We start from the raw sequence: 25,439 nt of genomic DNA on the forward strand, positions 1-25,439 counted from the left end.
CATGTCATTGGGGGTGCTGGCCTCGGAGCTGCCCAGAGAGGCGGTGGACGAGGTCGTCGCCGCGCACAGTAAGCAGCCCAGACGACGGGGTTCCAAACTGCCTGCACACGTGATGGTGTACTTCGCGCTTGCGCTGGGGCTGTGGTCCGGTGACGACTACGAGCAGGTGATGGCTCAGCTCACGGACCGGCTCGGGGGCCTGGGTGGCTGGGAGGCCGACTGGCAGACCCCGACCTCGGGCGGGATCACCAAGGTCCGTCGGCGGCTGGAGCCCGGAGTACTCGCGGATTTGTACGAGCGACTGGCCGAGCCGGTCGCGGAGATCCTCACCCCGGGGCCTGGGCCGGGAGACGGCGGCTTGCGCCCGTGGACGGCACCTTGGTCGACCTGCCCGACACCCCCGCCAACGACGCGTACTTCGGCTGGCCGGGCAACGCCGCCGCGCCGGGCCCGTTCCCACAGGCCAGGATCTTGGCACCGGCCGAGGTCGGAAGGCGCAGTGACCTGCACGCCCGTCAACACCCTGCTCCAGGAGCGCCGCCCCGAACACCCGGGGCGACGCTCGTGCGGGCCCACGGCGGCAGCCGGAAGGAGACCGCCCCGACTCCTGGCGGGCGGGACCGCTCCGCCGGGGATGCTTCGGCCCGGCCGTCGGTGCGTGGATCGCGACCGGTGGGGTGGCGGGCCGGTCGCGGCCCGGCGCCCGCCTCGTCAGCGGCGCACCCCTCTGCGGAGTTTCAGCAGGGCGCCGATCGCGCCGCTGCCGCGGGCCAGGCGGTCGTAGACGTCGGTGAGCGCCGTGTGCCAGGGGCCGTCGGCGTAGCCGGGGTAGGGGTGCACGGTGCGGGCGTAGTCGGACGGGGTCCAGCCCCGGCGCACCGCGGCCGCCAGATGGGCGATGGTCTCCCCGGCGCGCGGCGACACCACCGTGGCCCCGACGATCTTCCCGCGCGGCCCCAGCACCAGGGTGGTGAAGCCCTCGGTGCGGCCGTCGGCGACCGCCCGGTCCAGCCGGTCGTTGCCCAGGGTGTGCACGCGTGCCGTGTCGCCGTACCTCTCCCATGCCTCGTCGGCGGTCAGGCCGACGCGGGCGATCTCCGGGTCGGTGTACGTCACCCAGGGCACCGCGCGGTAGTCGACGGGGCGGCGGACCCCGAGGAGCGCGTCGGTGGCGGCCGCACCGCCCTGTGTGCCCCCCAGATGGGTGAAGGCGGATCGGCCGGTGACGTCTCCGGCGGCGTAGATCCGATGGTTGCCGGTGCGCAGCCGGCGGTCGGTGCGGACATGGCCCGCCGCGGTCAGTTCCACCCCGGCCGCGTCCAGGGCGAGCGTCCGGGTGTTGGCGCGCCGGCCCGTGACGGCGAGCAGCGCGTCATACGGGATCGCACCGCCGGGCCCGTGGACTGCCCCCGCGTCGACCCTCTCCGCCCGGTAGCCGGTCAGCACGGTCACGCCCTCGGCCTCCAGGCGCTCCCGCAACACCTGGGAGGCGCGTGGTTCCTCACGGGGCACCAGCCGGTCCATCGCCTCCACGAGCGTGACCTGTGAGCCGAGGCGGGCGAACGCCTGGCCGAGTTCGCAGCCGATGGGCCCGCCGCCCAGCACCACCAGCCGGTGCGGGAGCCCGGACAGCTCCCACACGGTGTCGCTGGTCAGCGGCCCGGCCTCCGCCAGACCCGGAACCGGCGCCAGGGCAGGCGAGGAGCCCGTGGCGATCACCGCGTACCGGAAGGAGACCTCCCGGTCGCCCGCCGCCAGGGAACGCGGGCCGGTGAAGGCCGCCGCACCGTACGCCACCTCGACGCCGAGCCGGGCGAGCGCCTCGGGCGAGTCATGCGGCTCGATCGCGCCGATCGCACGCTTCACCTCGCCCATGGCCGCAGCGAGATCGGCCCGGTCCGGCACCGGCGGGAGCCCGTAGGCGGAGGCGCGGCGGGCCGCCTGGACGTCGGCGGCCACATGGAGCAGGGCCTTGCTCGGCACACACCCGGTCCACAGGCAGTCGCCGCCCAGCCGGTCCCGCTCGACGAGCAGGGTGCGGGCGCCGAAGCGCCCGGCGGTGCGGGCCGCGGTCAGCCCGGCGCTGCCGCCGCCGATGACCACCAGATCGTACGTACTCATGCTGTTCGGGCTCTTTTCGCTAGGCGCACGCTCCCGGGACGTGAGGGAAACCCGGCGCCACGGCCGGAGCCTTCCCGTCTGCCGTGCACGATCCCGTACGGCGACGGCCTTCGCATACGTCCTGGGAACGTCCTCGGGGGTGCTCGGGGTGTTCAGGGTGTTCGGGATGTTCGGGTTGTTAGTGAATCTTTGGGAGGTTTTCATCGGGTTTGCCCTTGGGGCTGTCCTTCGGGTGGACATGTTCGGCAGGGCCGGACGGGAGGGGCCGTACGGCAGGAAGTCCTTCGGGAGGGCCGTTCGGGAGGGCCGTTCGGCCGGGAGCGCGGTCGGACGGGAGGGTCCGGGAACGCCGCGCGGGAACATCCCCACCGAAGCGGAGGGCCGGACGCGGAATGCGGGGCCAACCCGGCAGGGTTCCCGGCGGCAGCGGCAGCGGCAGCGGCAGCGGCAGCGGCAGCGGGCACAAGGCACAAGGCACAAGGCAGCGGGTCGGCGGGCCCGTCGACCCGCTGCCGCCGTGGATCCGGCGGGAAGCGACGAGGGAGAGAAGAGGTCCGGATGGACGAACCGGATTGGCGGCGCTTCGTCGCCGCCTACCACCACGCACATCCGGCCATCACCGAGCGCCTCTTCGCCCTCGCCGACGCCTCCCCGTACGCCTGGCTGGCCGAACCCCTGCGGGACGCCCGCGGCCCGGTCCTCGACCTGGCCTGCGGTTCGGCCCCCGTCCGCGCCGAACTCCCGGACGCCGACTGGGTCGGTATCGACCTGTCGTCCGCGGAACTCGCCGAGGCGGCCCGCCGGGGCCGCGGACCGCTGGTCCGGGCCGACGCGGGAGTCATTCCGGTCGCCTCCGGCAGCGTGCGGGCCGTCTGCGCGGCCATGTGCCTGCCGGTCGTCACCCCCCTGCCCGACGTCCTCGGGGAGATCCGGCGCGTGCTGCGTCCCGGAGGGACACTCGCGGCGCTGGTGCCCTCCCAGACCGGGCTGTCCCCCTCCGGGACGCTCTCCTGGGTCCGGGTGATGGCCGCCCTGCGAGCCGTACGCCAGCCGTGGCCCAACCCGCAGGCCCGTGACGGACTCGCCGCCCTGCTGCGCACGTCCGGGTTCCGCGTCCGCTCCGACGAGCGGCGCGTCTTCCGTCTCGCCGTCGACTCGGCCGACGCCGCGCAGCTGCTGGCCGACGCCCTCTACCTGCCCGCACTGACCCCCCGCCGCGCCGAAGCCGCCGGGCGGTCCCTCGCCCGGTGGGCCGTTCGGGGACGACACCTCGAACTGCCGCTGCGCCGCGTGGTGGCCGACCTACCGACCGGACGAACGCCACAGGAGCCGACATGAACCATCCGGCAGTCCCCCCGTCAACGCCCCGGCGACCGCCCTCGACGGCCGCCCGGGAGACCGACCCTCCGCCGTCCGCCGGGGCTGAGCGGCCGCCCTCCGACGCGACTCCGGGGGCGGCCTCGGGCGCGCTCCCGGGCACGGCCTCGGGCCCGGCCTCGGGCGTGACACCGGACGCGATCCCGGGCACGGCCTCGGACGCGACTCCGGACGCGACCTCGGGCATGATCCCGGGCGTGACCGGGCACGCGACCCCGGGCACGACCTCGGACGCGCCCCCCGCCGGAACCGGGCCCGCGCGCACGGCGTGGACCAGGCTGGCCGTCCTGGTGGTACTGCTGGCGGCGCTCGCGTCATGGGTGGCGCTGGGCGGCGCCGACCTGCTGCGCGACGTGCGCCAGTGGGTCGACTCGCTCGGTCTGTGGGGGCCGGTGGTCTTCGCGGTCTGCTACGCCCTGGCGGTGACGGCGCTGCTGCCCGGCTCGGTCCTGACCGCGTCCGCGGGAGCGCTGTTCGGGCTGACGGTGGGGACCTCGGCGGTACTCGCGGGAGCGACGGCGGGTGCCGCGCTGTCGTTCGGCCTGGCCCGCTGGCTGGGGCGGCCGGCGGTGGCCCGCTACGCCGGCTCGGGGCGACTGGCCCGGCTCGACTCGTATCTGACGCGACGCGGGTTCGCGGCCGTGCTGCTGGTGCGCCTGGTGCCGCTGTTCCCCTTCTCGGTGATCAACTACGGGGCGGGGGTGGCCGGTGTGCGCTTCTCCTCCTATCTGGCCGCGACGGCCCTCGGGATCATTCCGGGCACAGTCGTCTACACCGGGCTCGGCGGGTCCCTGGGCGACCCCGCCTCGCCTGCGCTGTGGATCGCGCTGGGCGGACTGCTGGTGCTGAGCGCCGGCGGCTGGTGGACCGCCCGGCTGGTCCGCTCCCGCAGCGGGGAACTCACCTGAGCCGCCGGTAGCCGGTGACGACCCGGTGGGCCGCGGTGGCGCCGACGACCGCGGCCCACACCCAGGCGACGATGTGGGCGGAACCGGGATGCAGGCACCAGACGGTGTGTACGGCGATGGTCTCGGTCCCCTCGGCCAGACCGCCGACGAAGTTCAGCGAGCGGCCCCGCGAGAGGCGGTCCTCGTCGCGCCGCCTGCCGGTGCGCTCGGCGATGGAGGAGAAGGCCAGGAAGACCGTCCCGTTGACGTAGTAGGCGAGCAGTACGAGCAGGAACGGCAGCGCCGGGCCGCCCACGCCGACGGCGACGCCGACGACGAAGGCCCCGTAGACGAGGAAGTCGGCGCTGATGTCGAGGAAGCCGCCGGCGCCGGAGGTGTCGGCCGTGCCGCGGCGGCGGGCGAGCGGCCCGTCGAGGCCGTCGGCGAGCCGGGACAGCAGCCACAGCGCCGCGGCGGCCGGCCACCAGCCCGCCGCCGCGCAGCCGGCCGAGGCGAGGCCCGTCAGCGCGCCGAGCGCGGTCAGCCGGCCGGGTGTGACGGCGGGGCGATCGAGTATCGCGGCGGCCCGGTCCAGCGGGCCGCCCAGCAGGGCCCGCGCTCGCACGTCCAGCATCCTCGGCTCCTTCCGTCGTACCGGCACCGTGCCGGTGGGACACAGAGGGAAGCCCGCGGGCACCCGGCCGTGTTCCTTTTCCGCAGGACGGATGTCCGGGGTTCCGCAGGACGGGTGCCCGGGTCCGGCAGGACGGGTACTCCTGGGTTCCGCATGTGGGGTAGGCCCGGGTCCCGCACGACGGATGTCCGGGTCCCGCACGACGGATGGCCGATGGCCCCGCCGTGCGGGAGGCGCAACGCAACGGGATCGACAGAACGAAACGGACGAAGGGGCGGCACGCATGGGGATACGGACACGGCACACCGGGAGGCGTTTCGCCAGGGTCACCGCCCTCGTCGCGGCGGCAGCCGCGACCGGGCTGCTGACGGCCGCCTGCTCGGGCACCGGCGGCGGCCGGGCGGAACCGCCGGTGAAGGACTGGGCCGCGCTGCGCGCCGAGGCACGCGGCCAGACGGTGAACCTGTTCATGTACGGCGGGGACGAGGGGGCCAACTCCTTCGTCGACGGCGAGGTCGCCCCGGCGGCGGAGAAGCTGGGGATCACGGTCAGGCGCGTTCCCGTGGCCGACACCCAGGACGCCGTACAGAAGGTCCTCGGCGATCAGCGGGCCGGCAAGGACAGCGGCGGTGCCGTGGACCTGGTGTGGGTCAACGGGGAGAACTTCCGCACGGGCAAGCAGGCGGACCTGTGGCTGTGCGGATACACCGGCCTGATGCCCAACCAGAAGTACCTGGACCGCTCCGACCCCACGCTCACGCACGACTTCGGCACGCCGGTCGACGACTGCGAGACCCCCTGGAACCGCGCCCGGTTCGCCTTCGTGTACGACTCGGCCAGACTGCCCGAACCTCCGCGCACCACGGCCGCCCTGATCGAGTGGATCAAGAAGAACCCCGGGCGCTTCACCTATCCCGCACCCCCCGACTTCACCGGCTCGGCCTTCGTGAGGCAACTGCTCGCGGCCGGCGTACCCGGCGCCGGGCCGGTCCCCGCGGAGTACGGCGAGGAAGCCTACGACGCCGTCGCCCCCGCACTCTGGAAGGAACTGAACGCGCTGAAGCCCGCCCTGTGGCGCCAGGGGACCACCCACCCCAAGGACCAGCCGGCACTCGACGACCTCTTCGCCGACGGCGAGGTCGACATGACGATGACCTACAACCCCGCGGGTGTCCCGGCACTCGTCGACAAGGGCCGCTTCCCGGCGACCACCAGGGTGTTCGTGCCCGAGGACGGCAGCCTCGGCAACACCAGCTATCTGGCCGTGCCCGGGAACGCCGCCCACCGTGAGGCCGCGCTCGTACTGTCCGACCTGATGCTCTCGCCCGAGCTCCAGCACGCCAAGGCGCGGCCCGGCGGCTGGGGCGCCTACCCGGTACTCGACCGGGACCGGCTGCCCGAGCAGTGGCGGCGCGAGTTCGCCTCGCTGACCACGCCGGAGACGACGCTTCCCGCCGGGGAACTGTCCCGGAACGCCCTGCCGGAGCTGAGCGGCGACTGGGTGGGCCCGCTCGACAAGGGCTGGAAGCGGGAAGTCGCCGCCGCCTCGTGACCGCTCGTACGCAGCCGCGCCGGCGGGGGCTGCTGCTGGCCGCGCCCGCCCTCGCCGTCGTCGGCTTCGCAGCCGCCGCACTGCTGCTCGCGGCCCGGGGCAGCCTCGCCGACGGTCTGGGCCGCGGCTGGGGCCTCTCCGCCTACGCCGACCTCCTCCGCGATCCCGCCCTCGACGGCTCCCTGCCGCTCAGCCTGGAGATCGCGGCGCTCAGCACCGCGGTGTCGGCCGCCGCCGCCCTCGCCGTCGTCGGCGCGGTGAGCGGCTCCCGGCGCGGCCGGGCCGCCCTCGACGCCGCCGCGCGGGCCACGCTCGCGGTCCCGCACCTGCTTGCCGCCGCCGCGTTCGGTCTGCTCCTCTCGGGAGCGGGACTCCTCTCCCGCCTCGCCCGCGCCGCCGGGTGGACCGACGGGCCCGCCGACTTCCCCGCCCTCGTCGGCGGCCCCGGCCACACCGCCGTCCTGCTCACCTACGTGTGGAAGGAAGCGCCCTTCGTGACGGTCATGCTGCTGGCCGCCTACACCCCGGCCGTACGCGACCTGGAGACGGCGGCGCGCACCCTGGGCGCGGGACGGCTGAGCCGGCTCAGGCACGTCACACTGCCGCTGCTCGCCCCGGCGCTCACCGAGGCGTGCCTGCTGGTCTTCGCGTTCACCTTCGCGGCGTACGAGATCCCCGCGCTGCTGGGCGCCACCGCACCGCGGGCCCTGCCGGTGGAGGCCGTCGGCCTCTACCGGTCGGTGGAACTCGGCGACCGGCCGGGCGCCCTCGCCCTCGCGGTCGTCATCGGCCTGGTGATCGCCCTCGCGGCGACCGCCGCCGCCGTCGTCTCCCGCCGGCTGCTGCGCGCCAGGACCGGTCTGTGAGGGGGGCACTGCGCCTCACGGGCGTCGCGCTGCTCGCCGGCTGGGTCGCGGCCCCCCTGCTGCCGCTGCTGGTCTGGGCCTTCACCGGGAGATGGGTGTACCCGGCGCTGGTGCCCCAGGAGCTCTCGGCCCGCGCCTGGGCCCGGGCCGCGGACCCGCACCAGCAGGTGATCGCCGCGACGGGCACCTCGCTGGGGCTCGCGCTGGCCACCGCCCTGGCCGCCACCGCTCTCGGGGCGCTGGCGGCGCGGGGCCTGGTCCTGTACCGGCCGCCGGCCGCCGGGCTGATCCGCCTGGTGCTTCTCGCTCCCGTCCTGGTACCGCCGTTCGCCCTGGCCGTCGGCGTGCAGGAGGTCTTCGTACGGGCCGGGCTCGCCGACCGGCCGGCCGGGGTCGCGCTCGTCCACCTGGTCCCCGCCCTGCCGTACACGGTGCTCGTACTGATCGGCGGATACGCCGGCTACGACCTCCGCATGGAGCAGACGGCGCGCACCCTCGGGGCTTCGCGGTACGCGGTGCTCCGGCACGTGACCCTGCCCGCCCTCGCCCCGGCCCTGCTGGCCGCGGCGACACTGGCCTTCCTGGTGTCGTGGAGCGAGTACCTGATGACCGTGCTGGTCGGAGGCGGGGTGGTCACCACACTGCCGCTGCTGCTGTTCGCCACCGCGGCAGGCAGCGGGAACCAGGCACTCACCGCCGTCCTGGGCATCCTCACCTTCGTTCCGCCGGTCGTGCTGTTCGGCGCGACCGCGGCGATCATGCGGCGCCATCGGGCGGTCTGGGCCGAAGCCGATCCGGCGGCCGCCGTCCCCGGTTCCGGTTCCGCCTCTCCTTCCGGCTCCGGCTCCGGCTCCGGTTCTGGCTTCGGTTCTGGTTCCGATCCCGGTTCTCCTTCGGGTTTCGTTCCCCGTTCCCGTTCCCGTTCCCGTTCCGGTTCCGGTTCCGGTTCCCGTTCCGGTCCTGGTCCCGGTCCTGCTTCCTCCGCAGCCGTTCCCGACCCCAGTCCCTCCGCCACCACTCCCGGAATCGACCGCTGACCGCCATGAGTAGCTCGTCCCCCGCCTCCTCCCCCGGCCTGCGACTGGAAGGGATCACCGTCACCTATCCCGGGCACCGTTCGCCCGTCCTGGACGGCCTCGACCTCGACGTCGCCGACGGGCGGCTGCTGGCCCTGCTGGGCCCGTCCGGATGCGGCAAGACCACCACCGTGCAGGTCGCCTCCGGCCTCCTCGCACCGACCAGCGGGGCCGTCCATCTGCGTGGCACCGATGTCACCCGGACCCCACCGGAGCACCGCGGCGCCGCGGTGGTCTTCCAGCAGCCCATGCTCCTGCCGCACCGCACGGCACTGGACAACGTGGCCTTTCCCGCCCGCGTCCGCGGCCGGACCCGCCGGGCCGCCCGCACGAGCGCCCTCGAACACCTGCGGCGCGTCGGCCTCGACGCACTCGCCGACCGCTATCCCCGCCAGCTCTCGGGAGGGCAGGCCCAGCGCGTCGCCCTCGCCCGGGCCCTGGCCGCCGAACCGGCCGTGCTCCTGCTCGACGAGCCGTTCAGCGCCCTCGACCCCGGCCTGCGGCACACCATGCGCGACCTGCTTGCCACGGTCCAGCGGGAGTTGGCCGTGACCACCGTCCTGGTCACCCACGACCAGTCGGAGGCGGCCGCGGTCGCCGACAGCGTCGCCCTGCTCGGCCACGGCAGGCTCCTCCAGCAGGCACGCCCCGCGGACCTCTACGCCCGGCCGGCCTCCCTCGCAGTGGCGCGCTTCCTCGGTTGTGCCACCGCGCTGCCCGGCAGCGTCACTCCGCAAGGACGGTTCGCGTGCCCGCTGGGGGAACTGGAACTGCCCGGCGCGGTCACCCACCGGGGCACCGGACACCTGGTGATCCGTCCCGAGGCCGTCCGGCTGGACACCGGCCCGGACACCGTGCCCGCCGTGGTGCGCAGCGTGCGCCCGGAAGGCCCGTTCACGGCTCTCGTCGCCGACACCGCCGCCGGGCCCGTCCACGCACTTCTGCCGCCGGGGCCCCAGCCCGCCGCAGCGGAACACGTCCGGCTGCACCTGCCCGTCGCGCACCGCTGGGTCGTCGCCGGCTGACGCTCCCCACCGGGGCGAGCGGCACGGCCGTGGCGCGGCCGTGGCACGGCTCGACTCCGGCCGCGGTCGTCGCGCCGTCCGCTCCGAACCGCCCTCTCAGACCCGCCCTCTCAGACCCGCCCTCTTCGAAGCGTCCGCTCCGAACCGTCCGCTCCGAACCGTCCGCTCCGAACCGTCCCGTCCTCTATCGCGGTCGTCTCCGCATCGTCCCTTCAACGGGTGGGACCGCCCGGGCCGGGGTGGGCGATGCGGTGGGCGTAGCGCCGCAAGCGGACCGACGGGAGGGAGGAGGGGGCGCGCCGCGGGGTGCGCCGCAGGGACGTCTTGATCAGGTGGAGCAGTTGCAGGCTGCCGCTGCACGCCCAGCAGCGGGAGATGTGAGCCGCCACCTCGGCCCGGCGCGCACCCGTGAGTTCGCCGTCGGCGTACGCCTCGACATCGCCGCGCAACCGCAGATGGCGTAGCCTCTCCCGGCACTCGGCCCACATCTGCTCGGGTCCGGGGGCGCGCCGCTTCCTCATGGGGCGGGAACCCGGTCGGCGGCGCGGGACATTCCACCGTCGGCGGCGCGTCCGCGCGAGCCTCCCGTCCCGCGTCCTCGCCCTACGTCCCGCGTCCGCGCGAGCACTCCGTCCCGCGTTCCCGCCTCCCGTCCCGCACGCACGCACGCGCTCAGGGAAGCGGACGACGGCGGATGGGCGTGAGGGAATGCTCGGCGCCGCACGGAGGGTTCCCGTCGTGTGGAAGACGAAGTGACAGCGGCGCCGGACCCGGCCGACGCGCGGGGGAGGGCGTTCGCCACCCATGTGCTGCCAGAGGTGGAAGTGCTGCTGAGGGTGGCGACGACCCTGACCGCGCAGCCCGCCGACGCCGAGGACCTGGTGCAGGAGACGCTCCTGCGCGCCTACCGGTCCGTCGACCGCTTCGACGGCAGGCATCCCCGTGCCTGGCTGCTGACGATCATGCGCAGGGCCGAGATCAACCGGCATCGGCGCCGCCGCCCGAACTTGCTCGACGATCCGGACGCCGACCTGGACCGGCTCAGCTCGACGGGCTCGGCCGGGTCCGCGGAGGAGGTGGTCGTCGGCGAGGCCTTCGACGAGGTGGTGGACTCCGCACTGTCCGGCCTGCCGGACAAGCACCGGCAGGTGGTGCAGCTGGTCGACATCGACGGCCTCACCTACGCCGAGGCCGCCCATCTGCTGGACGTGCCCGAGGGCACGGTGATGAGCCGCTTGCACCGGGCGCGCAAACGGATACGAGCCCGCTTGGTGGCGGCCGGACTGGCACCGAAGCGAGGTGTGATGTGAAGAAGCGTTCATGGTGGCGCCGACCCGCGGGCGAGCGCAGGATGAACTGTCTGCAGGTCGCCCGGCTGCTGCAGTCCTACCTCGACGGGGAGACGGACGAGGTCACCGCGCGCCGGGTCGCGGCGCATCTTGAGGACTGCCGCCGCTGCGGCCTTGAGGCTTCGGTGTACGCGGAGATCCGCGACGCGCTCTCCCGCCGGGGGACGCCGGACGCCGAGGCGGTCGCGCGGCTGCGCACCTTCGGCGAAGCGCTGCTGAGTGACCCGCCTGCCGCTGACGATGGCGGGGACCGCGGCGCGCCGCCGTCGGCGGGCGCCTGACGGCCACCCTTTCCCGGCAGGCGCTCGGTGGGGACTCGGCAGGCGCTCGGTGGGCGCTCAGTGGGACTCGGTGGGGACTCGATGGGCGCTCGGCGATGGGGGCTCCCCGGCCACTGTGCCCCGGCCACCGCTCCCCGGTGGCGTCTGACGGCGGGTGCTTGACGACGGCTGCTTGACGACGGTCCCCGACGCCCGGTGACGCCTCGGACGACCGGACGACCGGACGCCCCGGCGCCCCGGTGCCCGAAGGCGGTCCGTGATGACCGGGCGGGGGTGCGGATGCCGAGCAGGTCACGCGCCGGGCGCGAGCCCCGTCTTCGCCCCCGCCCCGCACAGCGGCACCACTGCCGTGCGGTCCCCCAGGCCGTGCGCGCCGACGGCCGCCCAGCAGGCCGCGCCGGTGGGTTCGACGAACAGGCCGCGGGCGGCGAGGTCGAGCTGGGCGGCGCGGATCTGGTCGTCCGTCACCGTCAGGAAGGTGCCGCCGGAAGCCCGTACCGCGGACAGGATCTGACGGGCCCTGGGCGGGCGGGGGACGGCGATGCCCTCGGCGAGGGTGGGCGCCGCCGCCGACGGGGTGATGTCCTCCCGTCCGGCGCGGAACGCGGCGGCCAGCGGGGCGACCGCCGCCGCCTGCACGGCGATCACGGCGGGACGCCGTGCGATCAGGCCGTGCGCGTGCAGTTCCGCGACGGCCAGATGGGCGCCGAGCAGCAGGGTGCCGTTGCCGGCGGGCAGTACCAGGACGTCGGGCAGCCGGCCGTCGAGGTCCTCCCACACCTCGTACACGTAGGTCTTCGTGCCGTGCAGGAAGTACGGGTTGTGGGAGTGCGAGGCGTAGAAGGAGCCGTCCTCGTCCGCGGCCGCGTGCGCCCTGCGGGCTGCCGCCTCGCGGTCGCCGGGCACCAGCTCCGGGCGGGCGCCGTGGGCGGCGATCTGCTCGATCTTCTTCGGGGAGGTCGCTTCCGGGAGGTACACGGTGCAGTCGAGGCCGGCACGGGCGCAGTACGCGGCGATCGAGGTGCCGGCGTTGCCGCTGCTGTCGGCGATCACCCGGCGCGGCCTCAGGCGCCGCGCGAGTTCGGCGAGCATCACCGCGCCGCGGTCCTTGAAGGACAGGGTCGGCATGAGGAAGTCGAGCTTGGCGGTGACGGCGGCGGTGAGGGGCACCAGCGGAGTCCTTCCCTCGCCGAGCGAGACGGTCCCGGGGCCGCCGCCCGTGGCCCCGGTAGCGGCGAGCGGCAGTGCCTCCTCGTACCTCCACAGTGAACCGGCCCTCCCGGCGCAGGAGTTGCGGGGCACCGGGCCGGCGGTGAAGTCGAGGTCCCAGGGGCCGTGGCAGCGGGGGCAGCACCAGGCGAGGGACTCGACGGGGGAACGCGCGCCGCACACGGCGCACCGATAGTCCGTCATGTGATCCAGGATGGCGGTCGTGTGACCCGCGTGTGACGGTCCTACGCGCACTCTTGTGGGATTCCTATGGATCAGCCAACCTTTCGGGACGGCAGTGGTGCGGCGAGAGACGCGGCCACCCACCGCATTGTCTTTGTCATGCCCCTGCCGTATTCCCCCACGGAAACGCACCACTGATGAGGAGGATCCCTCACATGTTCGTGATGCGTCACTCGCGGAGAAGGCTGTCCGCGGCCAGCGCGACAGCCGTCGCCGCACTCGCCCTCGGTACCGTCTCCGCACTCCCGGCCACCGCCGCAGAGCCCGTGCCGGTGGGCGTGATCGAGAACGCGGGTGCCCCCGGCGCCGTCGCCGGCAGCTACATCGTCACCCTCGACGAGTCGGCCGCCGACGCCGGTTCCAAGGCGGGCAGGGCCCTCGCCGCGGAGTACGGCGCGAAGATCAAGAAGACCTACCGCGCCGCACTCAACGGATACGCCGTCGAGCTCTCCGAGGCCCAGGCCAGGAAGTTCGCCGCTGACCCCGCCGTCGAATCCGTCGTGCAGAACCGGGTGTTCACCATCTCCGGCACCCAGCCGAACCCGCCCTCCTGGGGACTGGACCGCATCGACCAGCGCGCGCTGCCGCTCAACCAGAGCTACACCTACCCCGACTCGGCGGGCGACGGCGTCACCGCGTACATCATCGACACCGGTGTGCGGATCACCCACTCCGACTTCGGCGGCCGCGCCTCGTACGGCTACGACGCCGTCGACAACGACAACACGGCGCAGGACGGCAACGGCCACGGCACGCACGTCGCCGCCACGGTCGCCGGCGGCTCCTACGGCGTGGCGAAGAAGGCGAAGGTCGTCGGCGTCCGGGTGCTCAACAACTCCGGTTCCGGCACCACCGCCCAGGTCGTCGCGGGCATCGACTGGGTGACGCAGAACGCGGTGAAGCCGGCCGTCGCCAACATGAGTCTGGGCGGCGGCGGTGACACGGCGCTCGACACCGCGGTCCGCAACTCGATCGCCTCCGGCATCACCTACGCCGTCGCGGCGGGCAACAGCAACGCGAACGCCTCCAACTACTCGCCCGCGCGGGTGTCCGAGGCCATCACCGTCGGGTCCACCACCAGCTCGGACGCCCGCTCCAGCTTCTCCAACTACGGCAGCGTGCTGGACCTGTTCGCTCCCGGATCCTCCATCACCTCGGCCTGGCACACCGGTGACAGCGCGACCAACACCATCTCCGGCACCTCGATGGCCGCCCCGCACGTCGCCGGTGCCGCCGCGCTCCACCTGGCGGACAACCCCGCCGCCACACCGGCGCAGGTGTCCTCTGCCCTGACCGCCTCGGCGACCCCGAACGTGGTCGGCAATCCCGGCTCCGGATCGCCCAACCGGCTGCTGTACGTCGGCACCGGCTCCACCCCGCCCCCCGGACCGAAGTTCGAGAACACCGCCGACTACGCCATCAACGACCACTCCACCGTCGAGTCGCCCGTCACCGTCAGCGGCGTCGCGGGCAACGCACCCGCCGCGCTGCAGGTGCCGGTCAACATCGTGCACACCTACATCGGTGACCTCCAGGTCCAGCTCGTCGCCCCGGACGGCAGCGCCTACACGCTGAAGTCGTACGGCACCGGCGGCAGCAGCGACAACATCAACACCACCTACACCGTGAACGCGTCCTCGGAGGCCGCGAACGGCACCTGGAAGCTGCGGGTGAGCGACAACGCCACACGGGACACCGGCAAGATCGACTCCTGGGCACTGCAGTTCTGATCCCCGGACCGCCGGACCCTGCCGGGTCCGGCGCCTGACCCGGAGCCGAGTCGAGGGGCGGCCGCGCCGAGCGGCCGCCCCTTCCGCGTCATCCGGTCGCCCGCCGGGGCGCGACCCGAGGAGCCGGCGCGACCCGAGGAGCCGGCGCGACCGTAGGGCCGGGAGGAGCCGCAGCCCGGCGGCGGCACGACGGTCTGAGGCCCGCTTCGCCCGGCCCGCGGGCCGGGCTTCGCGCGGGAGGCAGCCGGCCCGGATGCGATGGCGTCCGGGCACCGGGGCGTCCAGGCGTACGCGTGTCCGGGTATCTCCGCGTCCCGGCGTCCCGGCGTCCCGGCGTCCCGGCGTCCGGGCACCGGGGGTCTGTGCACCGGGGGTCTGTGCATCGGGCCTCGCCGTCCACGCGACGCACGCGGGCGAGGCCCGCTCCTCCCCGCCGGGCGCTCACCGGAGCGGTTCCCACCGCGGGAAGACGCAAGCCCGAGGGCGATCGTCGCTCTGCGTAGTTCGTTGGCTTATGCTTGCGGGGATCAACTGTCGGTTGCCACGCTGTTGCTGTCTGTCAACCTGTTGGGAGTGGCCAGTGACATTCGGTGAGCAGCCCGCCTATCTGCGCGTTGCGAGCGATCTCCGCCAGAAGATCGTCGATGGCTCGCTGCCGCCGCACACCCGCCTTCCCTCGCAGGCCCGGATCCGCGAGGAGTACGGGGTCTCGGACACCGTCGCGCTGGAGGCGCGGAAGGTGCTGATGGCCGAGGGGCTGGTCGAGGGCCGTTCCGGTTCGGGGACGTATGTGCGGGAGCGCCCGGTGCCTCGGCGCATCGCGCGCTCGGGATACCGGCCGCCCGCCGGTGCCAGTCCCTTCCGCCAGGAACAGGCCGCGGAGGGTGCCCGCGGGACCTGGGAGTCGAGCAGTGAGCAGGAGCCGGCCAGCGCCTCCGTCGCGGGCAGGCTGGGCGTCGCCCCGGGTGACCGTGTGATGCGTACGAGATACGTCTTCCGGGACTCCGGCGAGCCGGCGATGCTGTCGACCTCCTGGGAGCCGCTGTCGATCACCGGCCGCACGCCGGTGATGCTGCCCGAGGAGGGGCCGCTCGGCGGCTGCGGTGTCGTCGAGCGGATGGGGGCCATCGACGTCGTCGTGGACAACGTGGTCGAGGAGGTCGGTGCCCGGCCGGGGCTGGCGGAGGAACTGCTCATGCTCGGTGGGGTGCCCGGCCATGTGGTGATGGTCATTCAGCGCACCTACTACGCGTCGGGGCGCGCCGTCGAGACGGCCGACGTGATCGTACCGGCGGACCGGTTCCGCCTCGCGTACCACCTTCCCGTGCGCTGAACTCGCCGCCGACCCGCGGTGCGCGCCGGCCGTCGGCGCGACGCCTCGCCGCGTGCCGCACGGCTCTCCGACCCGCGGTGCGGGGGTGTCCGCGTGACGCGGTTCCGGTGCGGAGAGCGTCCGTGCCCGCACCGGCGGTCCGCGTGCCGCGTCCTGCGTGCGCCCTCCGGGCCGGTGCTCCGCTGCCGGAAGTGCCGGGCACGGGGCGTGTCGGGAAGAGTCCCGGAGGAGGCGGGCGGAGGTGAGCGGCCTCGGGGCCGCTGCCGGACCGGTCCGGGTTCCGGGCGTGCCGTACCGGAACCGCGCTCCGCCGTCGCGCGCGGCGCATCCGCGGCGTGACCCCCGCCGGTGCGCGGACGGCCGGCGGGGCCGCGCGGTGTGCGGAGAGGCCCGCGGCGCCCCGGTGAGGGCGGACTCGCGCCGACACGGGCGCCGTTGACCCGCCTGGCCCTTCCCGAACGGCGGGCCGCCCGGTCGGCCTGGCACGCCCGCGCCCTTCCCGCCGCTCGCCGTGCCATCAACCGCCGCGCTCGCCGTGCCCGCTGCCCCGCCGCGCCGTTCACCGTGCCGCTCGCCGTGCCCGCTGCCCCGCCCCGCCGTTCACCGTGCCGCTCACCGCGGTGTTCACCGCTCCGTTCCGCCGCGTCGTTCACGCCCTCGCCCGCAGCTCCGGCGGCGCACTCACGCCGTGCTCGGCGGACTCCACCCGACGAGCTGTGGTATGACCGGACCACCTTCGGATTCGGGTGCCATGCAGGGGGCGCACTCGGCCAAGTGCGCCCCTTGTGTGTGAGGGGATGCTGGCCGGATCCGTCTCTCTTCGTGAAAACGCGTATCCGCTGAGTGAAGGTCAGGCGTAGGCTCGGGCATATGCAGAGTGCGGTTTCCTGGGGATGGTTAGAGATGTGCAGGCCGGCGGCGGGAGAGTCGCGATGACCGATGGCGGCGCGATGCTGCCCTGGCTGGTGATCCGCCAGGACGACAACGGCAATCGCTATCGCGTGGGCAGTTACGCCACGCAGGACGAGGCGCAGAGGATCGCGGACAGTCTCGGTGGCCGTGGCCCCGAGCGGCTCTACTGGGTGGAGCGCATGGGGCAGGCCGCGCCCTCCTGAGTCGGCTACCCGCGGCCCCCCGTGGCTTCCCGTCGGCGGGTCCCGTAGGAGGCTCCGTATCGGCGGCGCCCCGGACGGCGGCTCATCGACCGTGTGCCGCCGTGGTCCACCCGGTGCCGCACGGCTTCCGCGTCGCCGCGCACATGCCACCGGGTGCCTGACGCGTGCCGCGTGCCGCCGCGCGGCTGTTCGCGCGCCGTTCGCGCCGCCGGCGTGCGCTGCCCGTGCGTCGGAGCGTCTCCGGGTCGTCGGGACGGTTGCACGGGGCCGCCGTTCTGGGGCGTCCGCCGGTCCGCGGTCGTCGCCGCGCACATGCCACCGGGTGCCCGACGCCCGACGCCCGACGCGTGCCGCCGCGCGGCCGTTCGCGCGCCGTTCGCGCCGCCGGCGTGCGCTGCCCGTGCGTCGGAGCGTCTCCGGGTCGTCGGGACGGTCGCACGGGGCCGCCGTGCTGACGCGTCCGCCGGTCCGCGGTCGTCGCCGCGCACATGCCACCGGGTGCCTGACGCCTGACGCCCGACGCCCGACGCGTGCCGCCGCGCGGCCGTTCGCGCGGCCGTTCGCACGCCGGAGCGCCTCCGGCGTGCGCCGTTCGCACCGCGGCGCGCCTGCCCCCGCGGCGGGGTCGTGCATTCCCGGCGCCTGCCCCGCGCCGCCGCCCGCCCGCCGGAGGCTCCCCCTTCGCGCGTTACGCTCCCGCGCATGACAGATCGTGTGAACGACCGCGTCGTCGTGGCCGGGGCGCTGTACGACCGGGGGCGGTTGCTCGCCGCTCGCCGCAGTGCGCCGCCCGAGTTCGCCGGACGCTGGGAGCTGCCCGGCGGCAAGCTCGAACCCGGTGAGTCGCCCGAGCAGGCCCTCGTTCGCGAACTGCGCGAGGAGCTGGGTGTGGAGGCCGAGCCGGTCGAGCGCGTGCCCGGCGAGTGGCCGGTCGGCCCCGGCTGTGTGCTCCAGGTCTGGACGGCGCGGCTGATCTCGGGTCAGCCGCGCCCGCTGGAGGACCATGACGAGCTGCGCTGGCTCGCGGTCGACGAACTGGACGCGGTGGACTGGCTGCCCCAGGACCTCCCCGCGGTCCGGGAGGTCGCACGCCGGCTGCCGCGGGAGAGCCCGGGAGGCGCAGGCGGCTGAGGCGGCTGGAATCCCGCGCTCTTCGTGCCATCACGCGCCCCCCTTGGGGGTACGTCATGCCAAATATCGGGTATGTCCTGATTGCCGCCCCGAAGAGGGCGGGACTCCGTGGCAGGTCCGGGAAGTGGTCTGCGTGATCCACACCGAAGGCGCATGCGCCGAGTGGACCTTCCCTGCCGAGCCGGACTCCGTGCGCTCCGCCCGCCACGCCGTCGGCGACGCCCTGCGGCAGTGGGGTTTCGGTCCCGCCGTGGTCGATGTGACGGTACTCCTGGTCAGTGAGCTCGTGACCAATTCCCTCCGGTACACCTCCGGACCCATCGGGGTGCGCCTGATCCGGCCGGCCGTCGACGGGACCGCCCCGCCGCGGTCCCCGGCGCTGGTCGTGGAGGTCTCCGATCCGCTTCCGGATCCACCCCGGGAGCGTCTTGCCGGGCCCGATGACGAAGGTGGGCGGGGGCTGCAACTGGTGGCCTGTGCGGCCCGCCGCTGGGGGACGCGACGAGGCAGAACGGGTAAGACCGTGTGGTTCGAGCTGCCCGTGCCTGGTTAGGAGTGTGGGGGGACGACGATCACCGCGGGCCCGGCTCGAATCGAACGAGACCGTGCTGTGATCGTGAACGCCGTGCCGCCAGGCGCCGTAGTGCTGAATACTGCGGGCATGGCCGGTCCGGTGCGGTGAGCTGGAGGGGACGGTCGCGTGAGCGAGATACCTGAGACGGCGAGCGGCGTGGTGTGGCAGAGCAGTCCGCCCGGCTCCATCTACGACTACATCAAGGTCGCGTCGTTCTCGATCGGTCCCGACGGGCTGGTCGACCAGTGGAGCCGCCGGGCCGCCGAGCAGTTCGGCATCGCCGCCGAGGACGTCAGGGGCAAGGACCCCGTCGTCGTCTTCATCCCCCCGGAACTCCGCCCCCGGAGTCACCGCAGGATCGCCGAGATCCTGGACGGCAAGGAGTGGACCGGCCTCGTTCCCTTCCGCCTGCCCGGTGAGCGCGGCGCGCACGGGCTGGCCGAGGTGTACGTCATGCCGAGTGAGACGGAGAACGGCGAGCGTGCCGCGCTTTGTATCGTCGTCGACGTACGCGCCCTACGGCGGATCGAGACGGACCTCGCCGCCTCGCAGGCGATTTTCGGTCAATCTCCATTTGGCTTTCTTCTGTTCGACCCCGACCTGACCGTGCTGCGGGCCAACGAGCGTTTCGCGACCGTCTTCGGCGGATGCGCGGAGGACCACCGGGGCCGGACCGTACACGACTACCTCTCCCGCCCCGAGGCGGATCGGATGACCGCGGCCCTCCAGCGGGTCCTGGAGACGGGGCAGCCCGTCACCGAACTCCAGATCGTCGGCAGCGCCCCGGGCGCCTCCGACCGGCGGCACTGGTCCGTCAACCTCTACCGCGTGCACAGCGGTTCCGGCCGGCCCGTGGGGGTCGCGGGGCTGGGCGTCGATGTGACGCGCCGTCAGATTGCCGCGCGTGAGGCCGCGAGCGCCCGCCGCAACCTCGCGCTGCTCAACGAGGCAAGCGCCCGGATCGGCAACTCCCTCGACCTCGAGACCACCGCGCGCGAACTGCTGGACGTCGCCGTCCCCGGCTTCTGCGACCTCGCCTCCGTGGACCTCTACCAGGGGCTGCTCACGGGCGACGAGGCCCCGCCGGGGCGCTGGGGCCCGGCCCCGGAGAGCTACGGCGGCAGCGCGGAACTGCGCAGGGTCGCCTTCGCCAGCACCGTCTCCGACGCCCTGCTCGGCGCCGCCTCCGGGGCGGGCGTTCCGGCGGGCCCAGAGGTCGGCGCGGTGCACCACTACCCCTTCAGCTCCGCCTGCGCCGACGCGCTTCGCACGGCCAGGGTCCGCCTCATCCCCGGCGAGGACGGCAGTCTCGTCCAGTCCACGCTGGCCGTGCCGATGGTCGCCCACGACACGGTCGTGGGCCTCGCCCGGTTCTCCCGGGCCAAGGGCAGCGAACCCTTCGGCGAACGGGACCGGGCGCTCGCCGTCGAGCTGGCCGCACGTGCCGCGGTCTGCATCGACAACGCCCGCCTCTACCGCCGCGAGCACGAGCGCGCACTCATCCTCCAGCGCAGCCTGCTGCCGCCCGGCGACCCGGAGGCCGCCGGTCTCGACATCGCCTGCCGCTACCTCCCGGGCAACACCGCCACCGAGGTCGGCGGCGACTGGTTCGACGTCATCGAACTCCCGGGCCACCGCACCGCACTCGTGGTCGGCGACGTCATGGGGCGGGGGCTGCGCGCCGCCGTCGCCATGGGCGAACTCCGCACCGCGGTGAGGACGCTGGCGCTGCTGGACCTGGAGCCCGCGGAGGTGCTCTCGGCGCTCGACGAGATCGCCCGCGGCCTCGGCGCGCCCAGCGGCGCGCAGCAGGCTTCCAGGGTCGTCCACAAGTCCCGCGGGCCCGAGCTCTCCGAGGTCTACCTGGCGACCTGCGTCTACGCCGTCTACGACCCGGTGACCCGGCGCTGCACCTTCGCCAACGCGGGCCATCTGCCTCCGGTGCTCGTCGAGCCGGGCGAGGAGGCGCTGATGCTCGACGTGCCGCCCGGGATGCCCCTCGGGGTCGGCGGCGAACCCTTCGAGGAGGTCCAGGTCGAGCTGCCGGAGGGCGCGCTGCTCGCGCTGTACACCGACGGGCTCGTCGAGTCGCGCGACCATCCGCTGGACGAGGGGCTCGGTGCCTTCCGCCGCGCCCTGACCGCGCCGGCCCGCCCGCCGGAACCCCGTGCACCCGGCGGTCCCGCCGGGGCACCGCACGGCGGGACGCCCGTCCCCCCCGACGGCGGATCCCGCTCCCGTTCGCTCGAGGACGTCTGCGACCATGTGCTCGCCACCCTCGACACCCGGCACGGCGAGGACGACATCGCGCTGCTGATGGCCCGCATCCAGGGCCTGGCGGCCGAGGCCGTGGGGGACTGGCGGCTGCCGCGCGAACCCCGGTCGGTCGGCCGCGCCCGCGAGCTGGCCCGGGCGCAGCTCAGCGCCTGGGACCTCGACCCGCTCGTGGACACGGTCGAACTGCTCGTCAGCGAGCTGGTCACCAACGCCTTGCGGTACGGCGAGGGCGAGATCCGGCTGCGGCTGCTGCGCGACCGCACCCTCGTCTGCGAGGTGTGGGACGCCGGCCTCGTACAGCCGCGGCGCAGGCGGGCCCGGGACACCGACGAGGGCGGGCGGGGGCTGCAACTGGTCGGCCTGCTGAGCGCCGCATGGGGCTCGCGCCGCACCCCCCGGGGCAAGACGGTGTGGTTCGAACTCGCGCTGCCTGACGGGGACTCCGCGGCGGAGCCCAGCGTGGAGCAACTGCTGAGCATGTTCTGAGCCGCGGCGGGGCGGCCCGTCCGCGGCGTCCGGGCCGCCCCGCGAAGCGCCGACGCCGGTGCGTGACGCGGACGCCGGTGCGTGGCGCGGACGCCCGCCCCGCGGCGCGCCCGTCCGTGCCCGGACGCCCGTGCCCGTGCCCGGAGGCCCGTCCGTGCCCGGACGCGGACGCCCGGGCACGGACGGGCGGAGCCCGCTATCCGGTGTGCTCCCCGCGGCGGCGGATCTTGCTGCCCAGCCACACCAGCGGGTCGTACTTCCGGTCGACCGCGCGCTCCTTGAGCGGGATCAGCGCGTTGTCCGTGATGTGGATGCCCTCGGGGCACACCTCCGTGCAGCACTTGGTGATGTTGCAGTAGCCCAGACCGTGCTCGTCCTGGGCCGTCCGCCTGCGGTCGAGGCCGGACTCGGCCGCCGCGTCCAGCGGGTGCATGTCGAGTTCGGCCACGCGCATCAGGAAGCGCGGCCCGGCGAACGCCGCCTTGTTCTCCTCGTGGTCACGCACCACATGGCAGGTGTCCTGGCACAGGAAGCACTCGATGCACTTGCGGAACTCCTGTGAGCGGTCCACATCGATCTGCTGCATCCGGTACTCGCCCGCCGCGACGCCCTGCGGTGGCACGAAGGACGGCACCTCACGGGCCTTGGCGTAGTTGAACGACACGTCCGTGACCAGGTCCCGCACCACCGGGAAGGCGCGCATCGGGGTGACCGTGACGGTGTCGTCACGGTCGAAGACCGACATCCGGGTCATGCACATCAGCCGGGGCCGGCCGTTGACCTCCGCGCTGCACGAGCCGCACTTGCCGGCCTTGCAGTTCCAGCGCACCGCGAGGTCCGGGGCCTGGGTCGCCTGCAACCGGTGGATGATGTCGAGGACGACCTCGCCCTCGTGGACCTCGACCGTGAAGTCCTCGAGGCCCCCACCGCCCCCGTCGCCCCGCCAGACCCTGAACCGAGCGTCGTACGTGCTCATTCGTACAGCTCCTCTTCGGCGAGGTACTTGACCAGCTCCTCCTTCTCGAAGAGGGCGAGCAGGTCGGGGCGGATGGGCGCGGCGGTCTTCCGCGCGAGGTCGATCTGGCCGCGTACCGGGTCGGCCGGCGGTGCGCCGGGCTCCACCGGCCCGAAGGACGCGGAGCGGTCGGCGAGCCGGCACAGCAGATTGATCCGGCGCCACTCCCGCTCCATGGCGGGGTTGTCCTCGCGGGTGTGGCCGCCGCGGCTCTCGGTGCGCTCCAGCGCGGAACGGGCGACGCACTCGCTGACCAGCAGCATGTTGCGCAGGTCCAGGGCGAGATGCCAGCCTGGGTTGAACTGGCGGTGGCCCTCCACGCCCGCCCGCCGGGCCCGGACCCGGAGGTCGGCGAGCCTCTTCAGCGCCTGCGCCATCTCGGCCTCCCGCCGGATGATGCCGACGAGGTCGTTCATCGTCTGCTGGAGTTCCTGGTGGAGCGTGTACGGGTTCTCCGGCGGGGTGTCCGGCTCGGGGGCCCCGGCGCTGAACGGCCGCAGCGCCTCCGCCGCGGCCGCGTCGATCTGCTCCTCGGCCACGGCGGGCAGCCGCCCGTCGAGGTCCGCGGCGTACTCGGCGGCGTGCAGTCCGGCGCGCCGGCCGAAGACCAGCAGGTCCGAGAGCGAGTTGCCGCCCAGTCGGTTGGAGCCGTGCATACCGCCGGCGACCTCGCCCGCGGCGTACAGGCCCGGGACACCGGCCGCGGCAGCCGTGTCCGAGTCGACCGCGATCCCGCCCATCACATAATGGCAGGTCGGCCCGACCTCCATGGCCTCCGCGGTGATGTCCACGTCCGCCAGCTCCTTGAACTGGTGGTACATGGACGGCAGTCGGCGCCTGATCACCTCGGCCGGCATCCGGGTCGAGACGTCCAGGAACACCCCGCCGTGCGGTGAGCCGCGGCCCGCCTTCACCTCGGCGTTGATGGCCCGGGCGACCTCGTCGCGGGGGAGCAGCTCGGGGGGACGCCGGTTGCCGTCCGGGTCCTCGTACCAGCGGTCGCCCTCCTCCTCCGACTCCGCGTACTTCTCCTTGAAGACGTCGGGGACGTAGTCGAACATGAAGCGCCTGCCCTCGGAGTTGCGCAGCACCCCGCCGTCGCCGCGCACCGACTCGGTGACGAGGATGCCCTTCACCGAGGGCGGCCAGACCATCCCGGTCGGGTGGAACTGCACGAACTCCATGTTCAGCAGCGGTGCCCCGGCCAGCAGCGCCAGCGCGTGCCCGTCGCCGGTGTACTCCCAGGAGTTGGAGGTCACCTTGAAGGACTTGCCGATGCCTCCGGTGGCCAGGACGACGGCCGGCGCCTCGAGCACGAAGAAGCGGCCGGACTCGCGCTCGTAGCAGAACGCGCCCGCGACCCGGTCGCCGTCCTTGAGCACCCGGGTCACCGTGCACTCCTGGAAGACCTTCAGCCGGGCCTCGTAGTCGCCGGACTCCCGCTCGTCCTCCTGCTGGAGCGAGACGATCTTCTGCTGGAGGGTCCGGATCAGCTCCAGCCCGGTCCGGTCGCCGACGTGCGCCAGCCGCGGGTACTCGTGGCCGCCGAAGTTGCGCTGTGAGATCTTCCCGTCCCCGGTGCGGTCGAAGAGCGCGCCCCAGGTCTCCAGTTCCCAGACCCGGTCGGGGGCCTCCTGGGCGTGCAGCTCGGCCATCCGCCACTGGTTGAGGAACTTGCCGCCGCGCATGGTGTCGCGGAAGTGGACCTGCCAGTTGTCGCGGGGGTTCACATTGCCCATGGAGGCGGCGATCCCGCCCTCCGCCATCACGGTGTGAGCCTTGCCGAACAGGGACTTGCAGATGACGGCCGTACGAGCGCCCGCCTCGCGCGCCTCGATGGCGGCCCGGAGCCCCGCACCACCCGCGCCCACGACGACAACGTCCCACTGCTGCCGTTCGAGCTCAGTCATGGTTCAGCACCTTTCCCCTAGAAGAAGCGCGGATCGGCGAAGGCGCCGGAGGCGAGCAGGTAGACGTAGAAGTCGGCCACCGCCACGCTGATCAACGAAGCCCAGGCGAGCAGCATGTGACGCTCATTCAGCTTGCCGACGAGACCCCACATCCGATAGCGCACCGGGTGCCTGGAGAAGTGCCGCAGCCGGCCGCCGATGATGTGCCGGCAGGAGTGGCAGGACAGGGTGTACGCCCAGATCAGCACGATGTTCACGAGGAAGACCAGGGTGCCCAGGCCCATATGGCCCCAGGCGTAGTCCTCGTCGCGGAAGGCGAGGGCCGTGTCGTAGGTGAGGATGACCGCCACCGGCAGCGCCGCGTAGAAGAAGTAGCGGTGGATGTTCTGCAGGATCAGCGGGAAGCGGGTCTCGCCCGTGTACTTCGTGTGCGGCTCGGCGACCGCGCAGGCCGGCGGCGAGGCCCAGAAGCCGCGGTAGTAGGCCTTGCGGTAGTAGTAGCAGGTCAGCCGGAAACCCAGCGGGAAGACCAGGATCAGCAGGGCGGGGGACAGACTCCACCAGCTGCCGAAGACCTCCCAGTTGGGCCCGCCCTTCATGGGTACGCAGTTCTCGGCGAGACAGGGCGAGTAGAACGGCGAGACATAGGGCGCCGCGTAGTAGTCGCTGTTCGCGAAGGCCCGCCACGTCGAGTAGACGATGAAGGCGAGCAGGCCGCCGGCGGTCGCGGCGGGCGCGAGCCACCACCGGTCGGTCCTGAGGTGGCGGGCGGCGATGGCGGCGCGCGTGGCGCCGCGTACGCCTGTGTCGGTACGAGGTTCGGTGCCTGTGGCCAACGAAGCTCCTAGGGCGCGTGCCGGTCGCGCGCACCCAGGCCTTCGTCGTCCGAGTCCGTCCACAGCGAACTGTCGTACGGGGTGTCGGGAATGGTGACCAGGTCTCTCGGGCGGTCGGCCGGCTGGGTCCGGGATGCGTCCCCGCGCTTGGGCGCGAGGCTCCGCTCCAGCCGTTCGACCGTGCGGGTCAGGTCGTCGAGACGGCGCTTGACGTCCGTCAACTCGTCCTGCAGGGACATGAACTGCCCTCACTTCCGCGGTCGCGGTGGCATGCGGGTGTCTGGGGTGGTCCCCCAGAGGGCTGTGTGCGCCTGCGAGTGTCGCGCGTCACGTCCCCGCTTGTGAAGGGTGCGTGCACCCATTCGCGGTACGCGCCACCCGTTAGGGGCTCTCCGCTGGGCCGTGTGGGTGG

Annotated in this window: 23 protein-coding genes; 15 read left to right on the forward strand and 8 right to left on the reverse strand. The window is 73.7% G+C overall.

Annotation, left to right across the window (positions count from 1 at the left end; genetic code table 11):
* Position 1 precedes the first annotated feature (1 nt).
* Positions 2–784 carry a transposase domain-containing protein gene (locus DDQ41_RS33085; RefSeq protein WP_109296088.1) on the forward strand — a complete coding sequence of 261 codons (783 nt, stop codon included), beginning with the start codon at positions 2–4 and terminating at the stop codon, positions 782–784.
* Here DDQ41_RS33085 and DDQ41_RS22400 read toward each other — a convergent pair.
* On the reverse strand, positions 712–2,121 hold the full coding sequence (locus tag DDQ41_RS22400) for a dihydrolipoyl dehydrogenase family protein (RefSeq protein WP_109296089.1): 1,410 nt from the start codon (positions 2,119–2,121) through the stop codon (positions 712–714). The genes DDQ41_RS33085 and DDQ41_RS22400 overlap by 73 nt on opposite strands.
* Positions 2,122–2,679: 558 nt before the next feature.
* Here DDQ41_RS22400 and DDQ41_RS22405 point away from each other — a divergent pair.
* Together DDQ41_RS22405 and DDQ41_RS22410 are read left to right on the forward strand one after the other, a co-directional pair.
* Positions 2,680–3,459: a class I SAM-dependent methyltransferase gene (locus DDQ41_RS22405; protein WP_109296090.1), complete on the forward strand. Its 780-nt coding sequence runs from the start codon at positions 2,680–2,682 to the stop codon at positions 3,457–3,459.
* A gap of 236 nt (positions 3,460–3,695) precedes the next feature.
* Positions 3,696–4,406 (forward strand): TVP38/TMEM64 family protein, encoded by a 711-nt coding sequence (locus tag DDQ41_RS22410; RefSeq protein WP_262508543.1) that lies wholly within the window; start codon positions 3,696–3,698, stop codon positions 4,404–4,406.
* On the opposite strand, the gene DDQ41_RS22415 is transcribed toward DDQ41_RS22410, so the two are convergent.
* Complete coding sequence (locus DDQ41_RS22415; protein ID WP_109296091.1) at positions 4,399–5,019, reverse strand: CDP-alcohol phosphatidyltransferase family protein; 621 nt, start codon at positions 5,017–5,019, stop codon at positions 4,399–4,401. The genes DDQ41_RS22410 and DDQ41_RS22415 overlap by 8 nt on opposite strands.
* 283 nt (positions 5,020–5,302) lie before the next feature.
* Here DDQ41_RS22415 and DDQ41_RS22420 point away from each other — a divergent pair, with 283 nt between their 5' ends.
* The 4 genes from DDQ41_RS22420 to DDQ41_RS22435 are packed head-to-tail and all read left to right on the forward strand — an operon-like array spanning position 5,303 to position 9,538.
* The gene (locus tag DDQ41_RS22420; protein ID WP_109296092.1) at positions 5,303–6,571 is read left to right on the forward strand and encodes an ABC transporter substrate-binding protein; all 1,269 of its coding nucleotides are present in this window, start codon (positions 5,303–5,305) and stop codon (positions 6,569–6,571) included.
* Positions 6,568–7,437: an ABC transporter permease subunit gene (locus DDQ41_RS22425; RefSeq protein ID WP_109296093.1), complete on the forward strand. Its 870-nt coding sequence runs from the start codon at positions 6,568–6,570 to the stop codon at positions 7,435–7,437. Before DDQ41_RS22420 ends, DDQ41_RS22425 begins: the two co-directional genes overlap by 4 nt.
* The gene (locus DDQ41_RS22430) at positions 7,434–8,474 is read left to right on the forward strand and encodes an ABC transporter permease (RefSeq protein WP_109296094.1); all 1,041 of its coding nucleotides are present in this window, start codon (positions 7,434–7,436) and stop codon (positions 8,472–8,474) included. The genes DDQ41_RS22425 and DDQ41_RS22430 overlap by 4 nt, the downstream gene beginning before the upstream one ends.
* Before the next feature lie 5 nt (positions 8,475–8,479).
* Positions 8,480–9,538, forward strand: a complete 1,059-nt coding sequence (locus DDQ41_RS22435) for an ABC transporter ATP-binding protein (protein ID WP_109296095.1) — start codon at positions 8,480–8,482, stop codon at positions 9,536–9,538.
* A gap of 212 nt (positions 9,539–9,750) precedes the next feature.
* Here DDQ41_RS22435 and DDQ41_RS22440 read toward each other — a convergent pair whose 3' ends face one another.
* A complete protein-coding gene (locus DDQ41_RS22440; RefSeq protein WP_109296096.1) occupies positions 9,751–10,059 on the reverse strand; it encodes an anti-sigma factor family protein in 309 nt (102 codons plus the stop codon).
* Between the two features lie 219 nt (positions 10,060–10,278).
* Here DDQ41_RS22440 and DDQ41_RS22445 point away from each other — a divergent pair, with 219 nt between their 5' ends.
* Both DDQ41_RS22445 and DDQ41_RS22450 read left to right on the forward strand, forming a co-directional pair.
* The gene (locus DDQ41_RS22445; protein WP_245991100.1) at positions 10,279–10,848 is read left to right on the forward strand and encodes an RNA polymerase sigma factor; all 570 of its coding nucleotides are present in this window, start codon (positions 10,279–10,281) and stop codon (positions 10,846–10,848) included.
* Complete coding sequence (locus DDQ41_RS22450) at positions 10,845–11,168, forward strand: anti-sigma factor family protein (RefSeq protein ID WP_245991103.1); 324 nt, start codon at positions 10,845–10,847, stop codon at positions 11,166–11,168. Before DDQ41_RS22445 ends, DDQ41_RS22450 begins: the two co-directional genes overlap by 4 nt.
* Before the next feature lie 291 nt (positions 11,169–11,459).
* Here the strand turns inward: DDQ41_RS22450 and DDQ41_RS22455 are convergent, their stop codons facing one another.
* A complete protein-coding gene (locus tag DDQ41_RS22455) occupies positions 11,460–12,581 on the reverse strand; it encodes a threonine synthase (protein ID WP_109296098.1) in 1,122 nt (373 codons plus the stop codon).
* Positions 12,582–12,775: 194 nt separating this feature from the next.
* Between DDQ41_RS22455 and DDQ41_RS22460 the strand changes: the two genes are divergently transcribed.
* The 6 genes from DDQ41_RS22460 (at position 12,776) to DDQ41_RS22485 (ending at position 21,266) form a co-directional block, all read left to right on the forward strand.
* Positions 12,776–14,350: a S8 family peptidase gene (locus DDQ41_RS22460; protein ID WP_109296099.1), complete on the forward strand. Its 1,575-nt coding sequence runs from the start codon at positions 12,776–12,778 to the stop codon at positions 14,348–14,350.
* A 580-nt stretch (positions 14,351–14,930) separates the two neighbouring features.
* Positions 14,931–15,683, forward strand: coding sequence for a GntR family transcriptional regulator (locus DDQ41_RS22465; protein WP_109296100.1), 753 nt, complete (start codon positions 14,931–14,933; stop codon positions 15,681–15,683).
* Positions 15,684–16,615: 932 nt separating this feature from the next.
* On the forward strand, positions 16,616–16,798 hold the full coding sequence (locus DDQ41_RS22470) for a hypothetical protein (RefSeq protein ID WP_109296101.1): 183 nt from the start codon (positions 16,616–16,618) through the stop codon (positions 16,796–16,798).
* Positions 16,799–17,500: 702 nt separating this feature from the next.
* Positions 17,501–17,929 carry a (deoxy)nucleoside triphosphate pyrophosphohydrolase gene (locus DDQ41_RS22475; protein ID WP_172607644.1) on the forward strand — a complete coding sequence of 143 codons (429 nt, stop codon included), beginning with the start codon at positions 17,501–17,503 and terminating at the stop codon, positions 17,927–17,929.
* Positions 17,930–18,053: 124 nt separating this feature from the next.
* Positions 18,054–18,482, forward strand: a complete 429-nt coding sequence (locus DDQ41_RS22480; protein WP_109296103.1) for an ATP-binding protein — start codon at positions 18,054–18,056, stop codon at positions 18,480–18,482.
* 147 nt (positions 18,483–18,629) lie between these two features.
* Positions 18,630–21,266: a SpoIIE family protein phosphatase gene (locus DDQ41_RS22485; protein ID WP_109296104.1), complete on the forward strand. Its 2,637-nt coding sequence runs from the start codon at positions 18,630–18,632 to the stop codon at positions 21,264–21,266.
* 196 nt (positions 21,267–21,462) lie between these two features.
* On the opposite strand, the gene DDQ41_RS22490 is transcribed toward DDQ41_RS22485, so the two are convergent.
* From DDQ41_RS22490 to DDQ41_RS22505, 4 genes are read right to left on the reverse strand one after another with little or no spacing between them, the layout of a single operon-like run.
* Complete coding sequence (locus tag DDQ41_RS22490; RefSeq protein ID WP_109296105.1) at positions 21,463–22,242, reverse strand: succinate dehydrogenase/fumarate reductase iron-sulfur subunit; 780 nt, start codon at positions 22,240–22,242, stop codon at positions 21,463–21,465.
* Positions 22,239–24,191 carry a fumarate reductase/succinate dehydrogenase flavoprotein subunit gene (locus tag DDQ41_RS22495; protein WP_109296106.1) on the reverse strand — a complete coding sequence of 651 codons (1,953 nt, stop codon included), beginning with the start codon at positions 24,189–24,191 and terminating at the stop codon, positions 22,239–22,241. Before DDQ41_RS22495 ends, DDQ41_RS22490 begins: the two co-directional genes overlap by 4 nt.
* Before the next feature lie 17 nt (positions 24,192–24,208).
* Positions 24,209–25,027 (reverse strand): hypothetical protein, encoded by an 819-nt coding sequence (locus DDQ41_RS22500; RefSeq protein WP_109296107.1) that lies wholly within the window; start codon positions 25,025–25,027, stop codon positions 24,209–24,211.
* Positions 25,028–25,035: 8 nt separating this feature from the next.
* Positions 25,036–25,266, reverse strand: coding sequence for a hypothetical protein (locus DDQ41_RS22505; protein WP_109296108.1), 231 nt, complete (start codon positions 25,264–25,266; stop codon positions 25,036–25,038).
* Between the last annotated feature and the right edge of the window lie 173 nt (positions 25,267–25,439).

The organism is Streptomyces spongiicola (assembly GCF_003122365.1).
Classification (GTDB): domain Bacteria; phylum Actinomycetota; class Actinomycetes; order Streptomycetales; family Streptomycetaceae; genus Streptomyces; species Streptomyces spongiicola.

Bases quoted from the DNA above. Each gene is read 5' to 3' on its own strand.
- DDQ41_RS22455 (WP_109296098.1), bottom strand. From the start codon at position 12,581: ATGACGGACTATCGGTGCGCCGTGTGCGGCGCGCGTTCCCCCGTCGAG.
- DDQ41_RS22415 (WP_109296091.1), bottom strand. From the start codon at position 5,019: ATGCTGGACGTGCGAGCGCGGGCCCTGCTGGGCGGCCCGCTGGACCGG.
- DDQ41_RS22440 (WP_109296096.1), bottom strand. From the start codon at position 10,059: ATGAGGAAGCGGCGCGCCCCCGGACCCGAGCAGATGTGGGCCGAGTGC.
- DDQ41_RS22460 (WP_109296099.1), top strand. From the start codon at position 12,776: ATGTTCGTGATGCGTCACTCGCGGAGAAGGCTGTCCGCGGCCAGCGCG.
- DDQ41_RS22405 (WP_109296090.1), top strand. From the start codon at position 2,680: ATGGACGAACCGGATTGGCGGCGCTTCGTCGCCGCCTACCACCACGCA.
- DDQ41_RS22490 (WP_109296105.1), bottom strand. From the start codon at position 22,242: ATGAGCACGTACGACGCTCGGTTCAGGGTCTGGCGGGGCGACGGGGGC.
- DDQ41_RS22475 (WP_172607644.1), top strand. From the start codon at position 17,501: ATGACAGATCGTGTGAACGACCGCGTCGTCGTGGCCGGGGCGCTGTAC.
- DDQ41_RS22420 (WP_109296092.1), top strand. From the start codon at position 5,303: ATGGGGATACGGACACGGCACACCGGGAGGCGTTTCGCCAGGGTCACC.
- DDQ41_RS22505 (WP_109296108.1), bottom strand. From the start codon at position 25,266: ATGTCCCTGCAGGACGAGTTGACGGACGTCAAGCGCCGTCTCGACGAC.
- DDQ41_RS22435 (WP_109296095.1), top strand. From the start codon at position 8,480: ATGAGTAGCTCGTCCCCCGCCTCCTCCCCCGGCCTGCGACTGGAAGGG.
- DDQ41_RS22400 (WP_109296089.1), bottom strand. From the start codon at position 2,121: ATGAGTACGTACGATCTGGTGGTCATCGGCGGCGGCAGCGCCGGGCTG.
- DDQ41_RS22495 (WP_109296106.1), bottom strand. From the start codon at position 24,191: ATGACTGAGCTCGAACGGCAGCAGTGGGACGTTGTCGTCGTGGGCGCG.
- DDQ41_RS22470 (WP_109296101.1), top strand. From the start codon at position 16,616: ATGACCGATGGCGGCGCGATGCTGCCCTGGCTGGTGATCCGCCAGGAC.
- DDQ41_RS33085 (WP_109296088.1), top strand. From the start codon at position 2: ATGTCATTGGGGGTGCTGGCCTCGGAGCTGCCCAGAGAGGCGGTGGAC.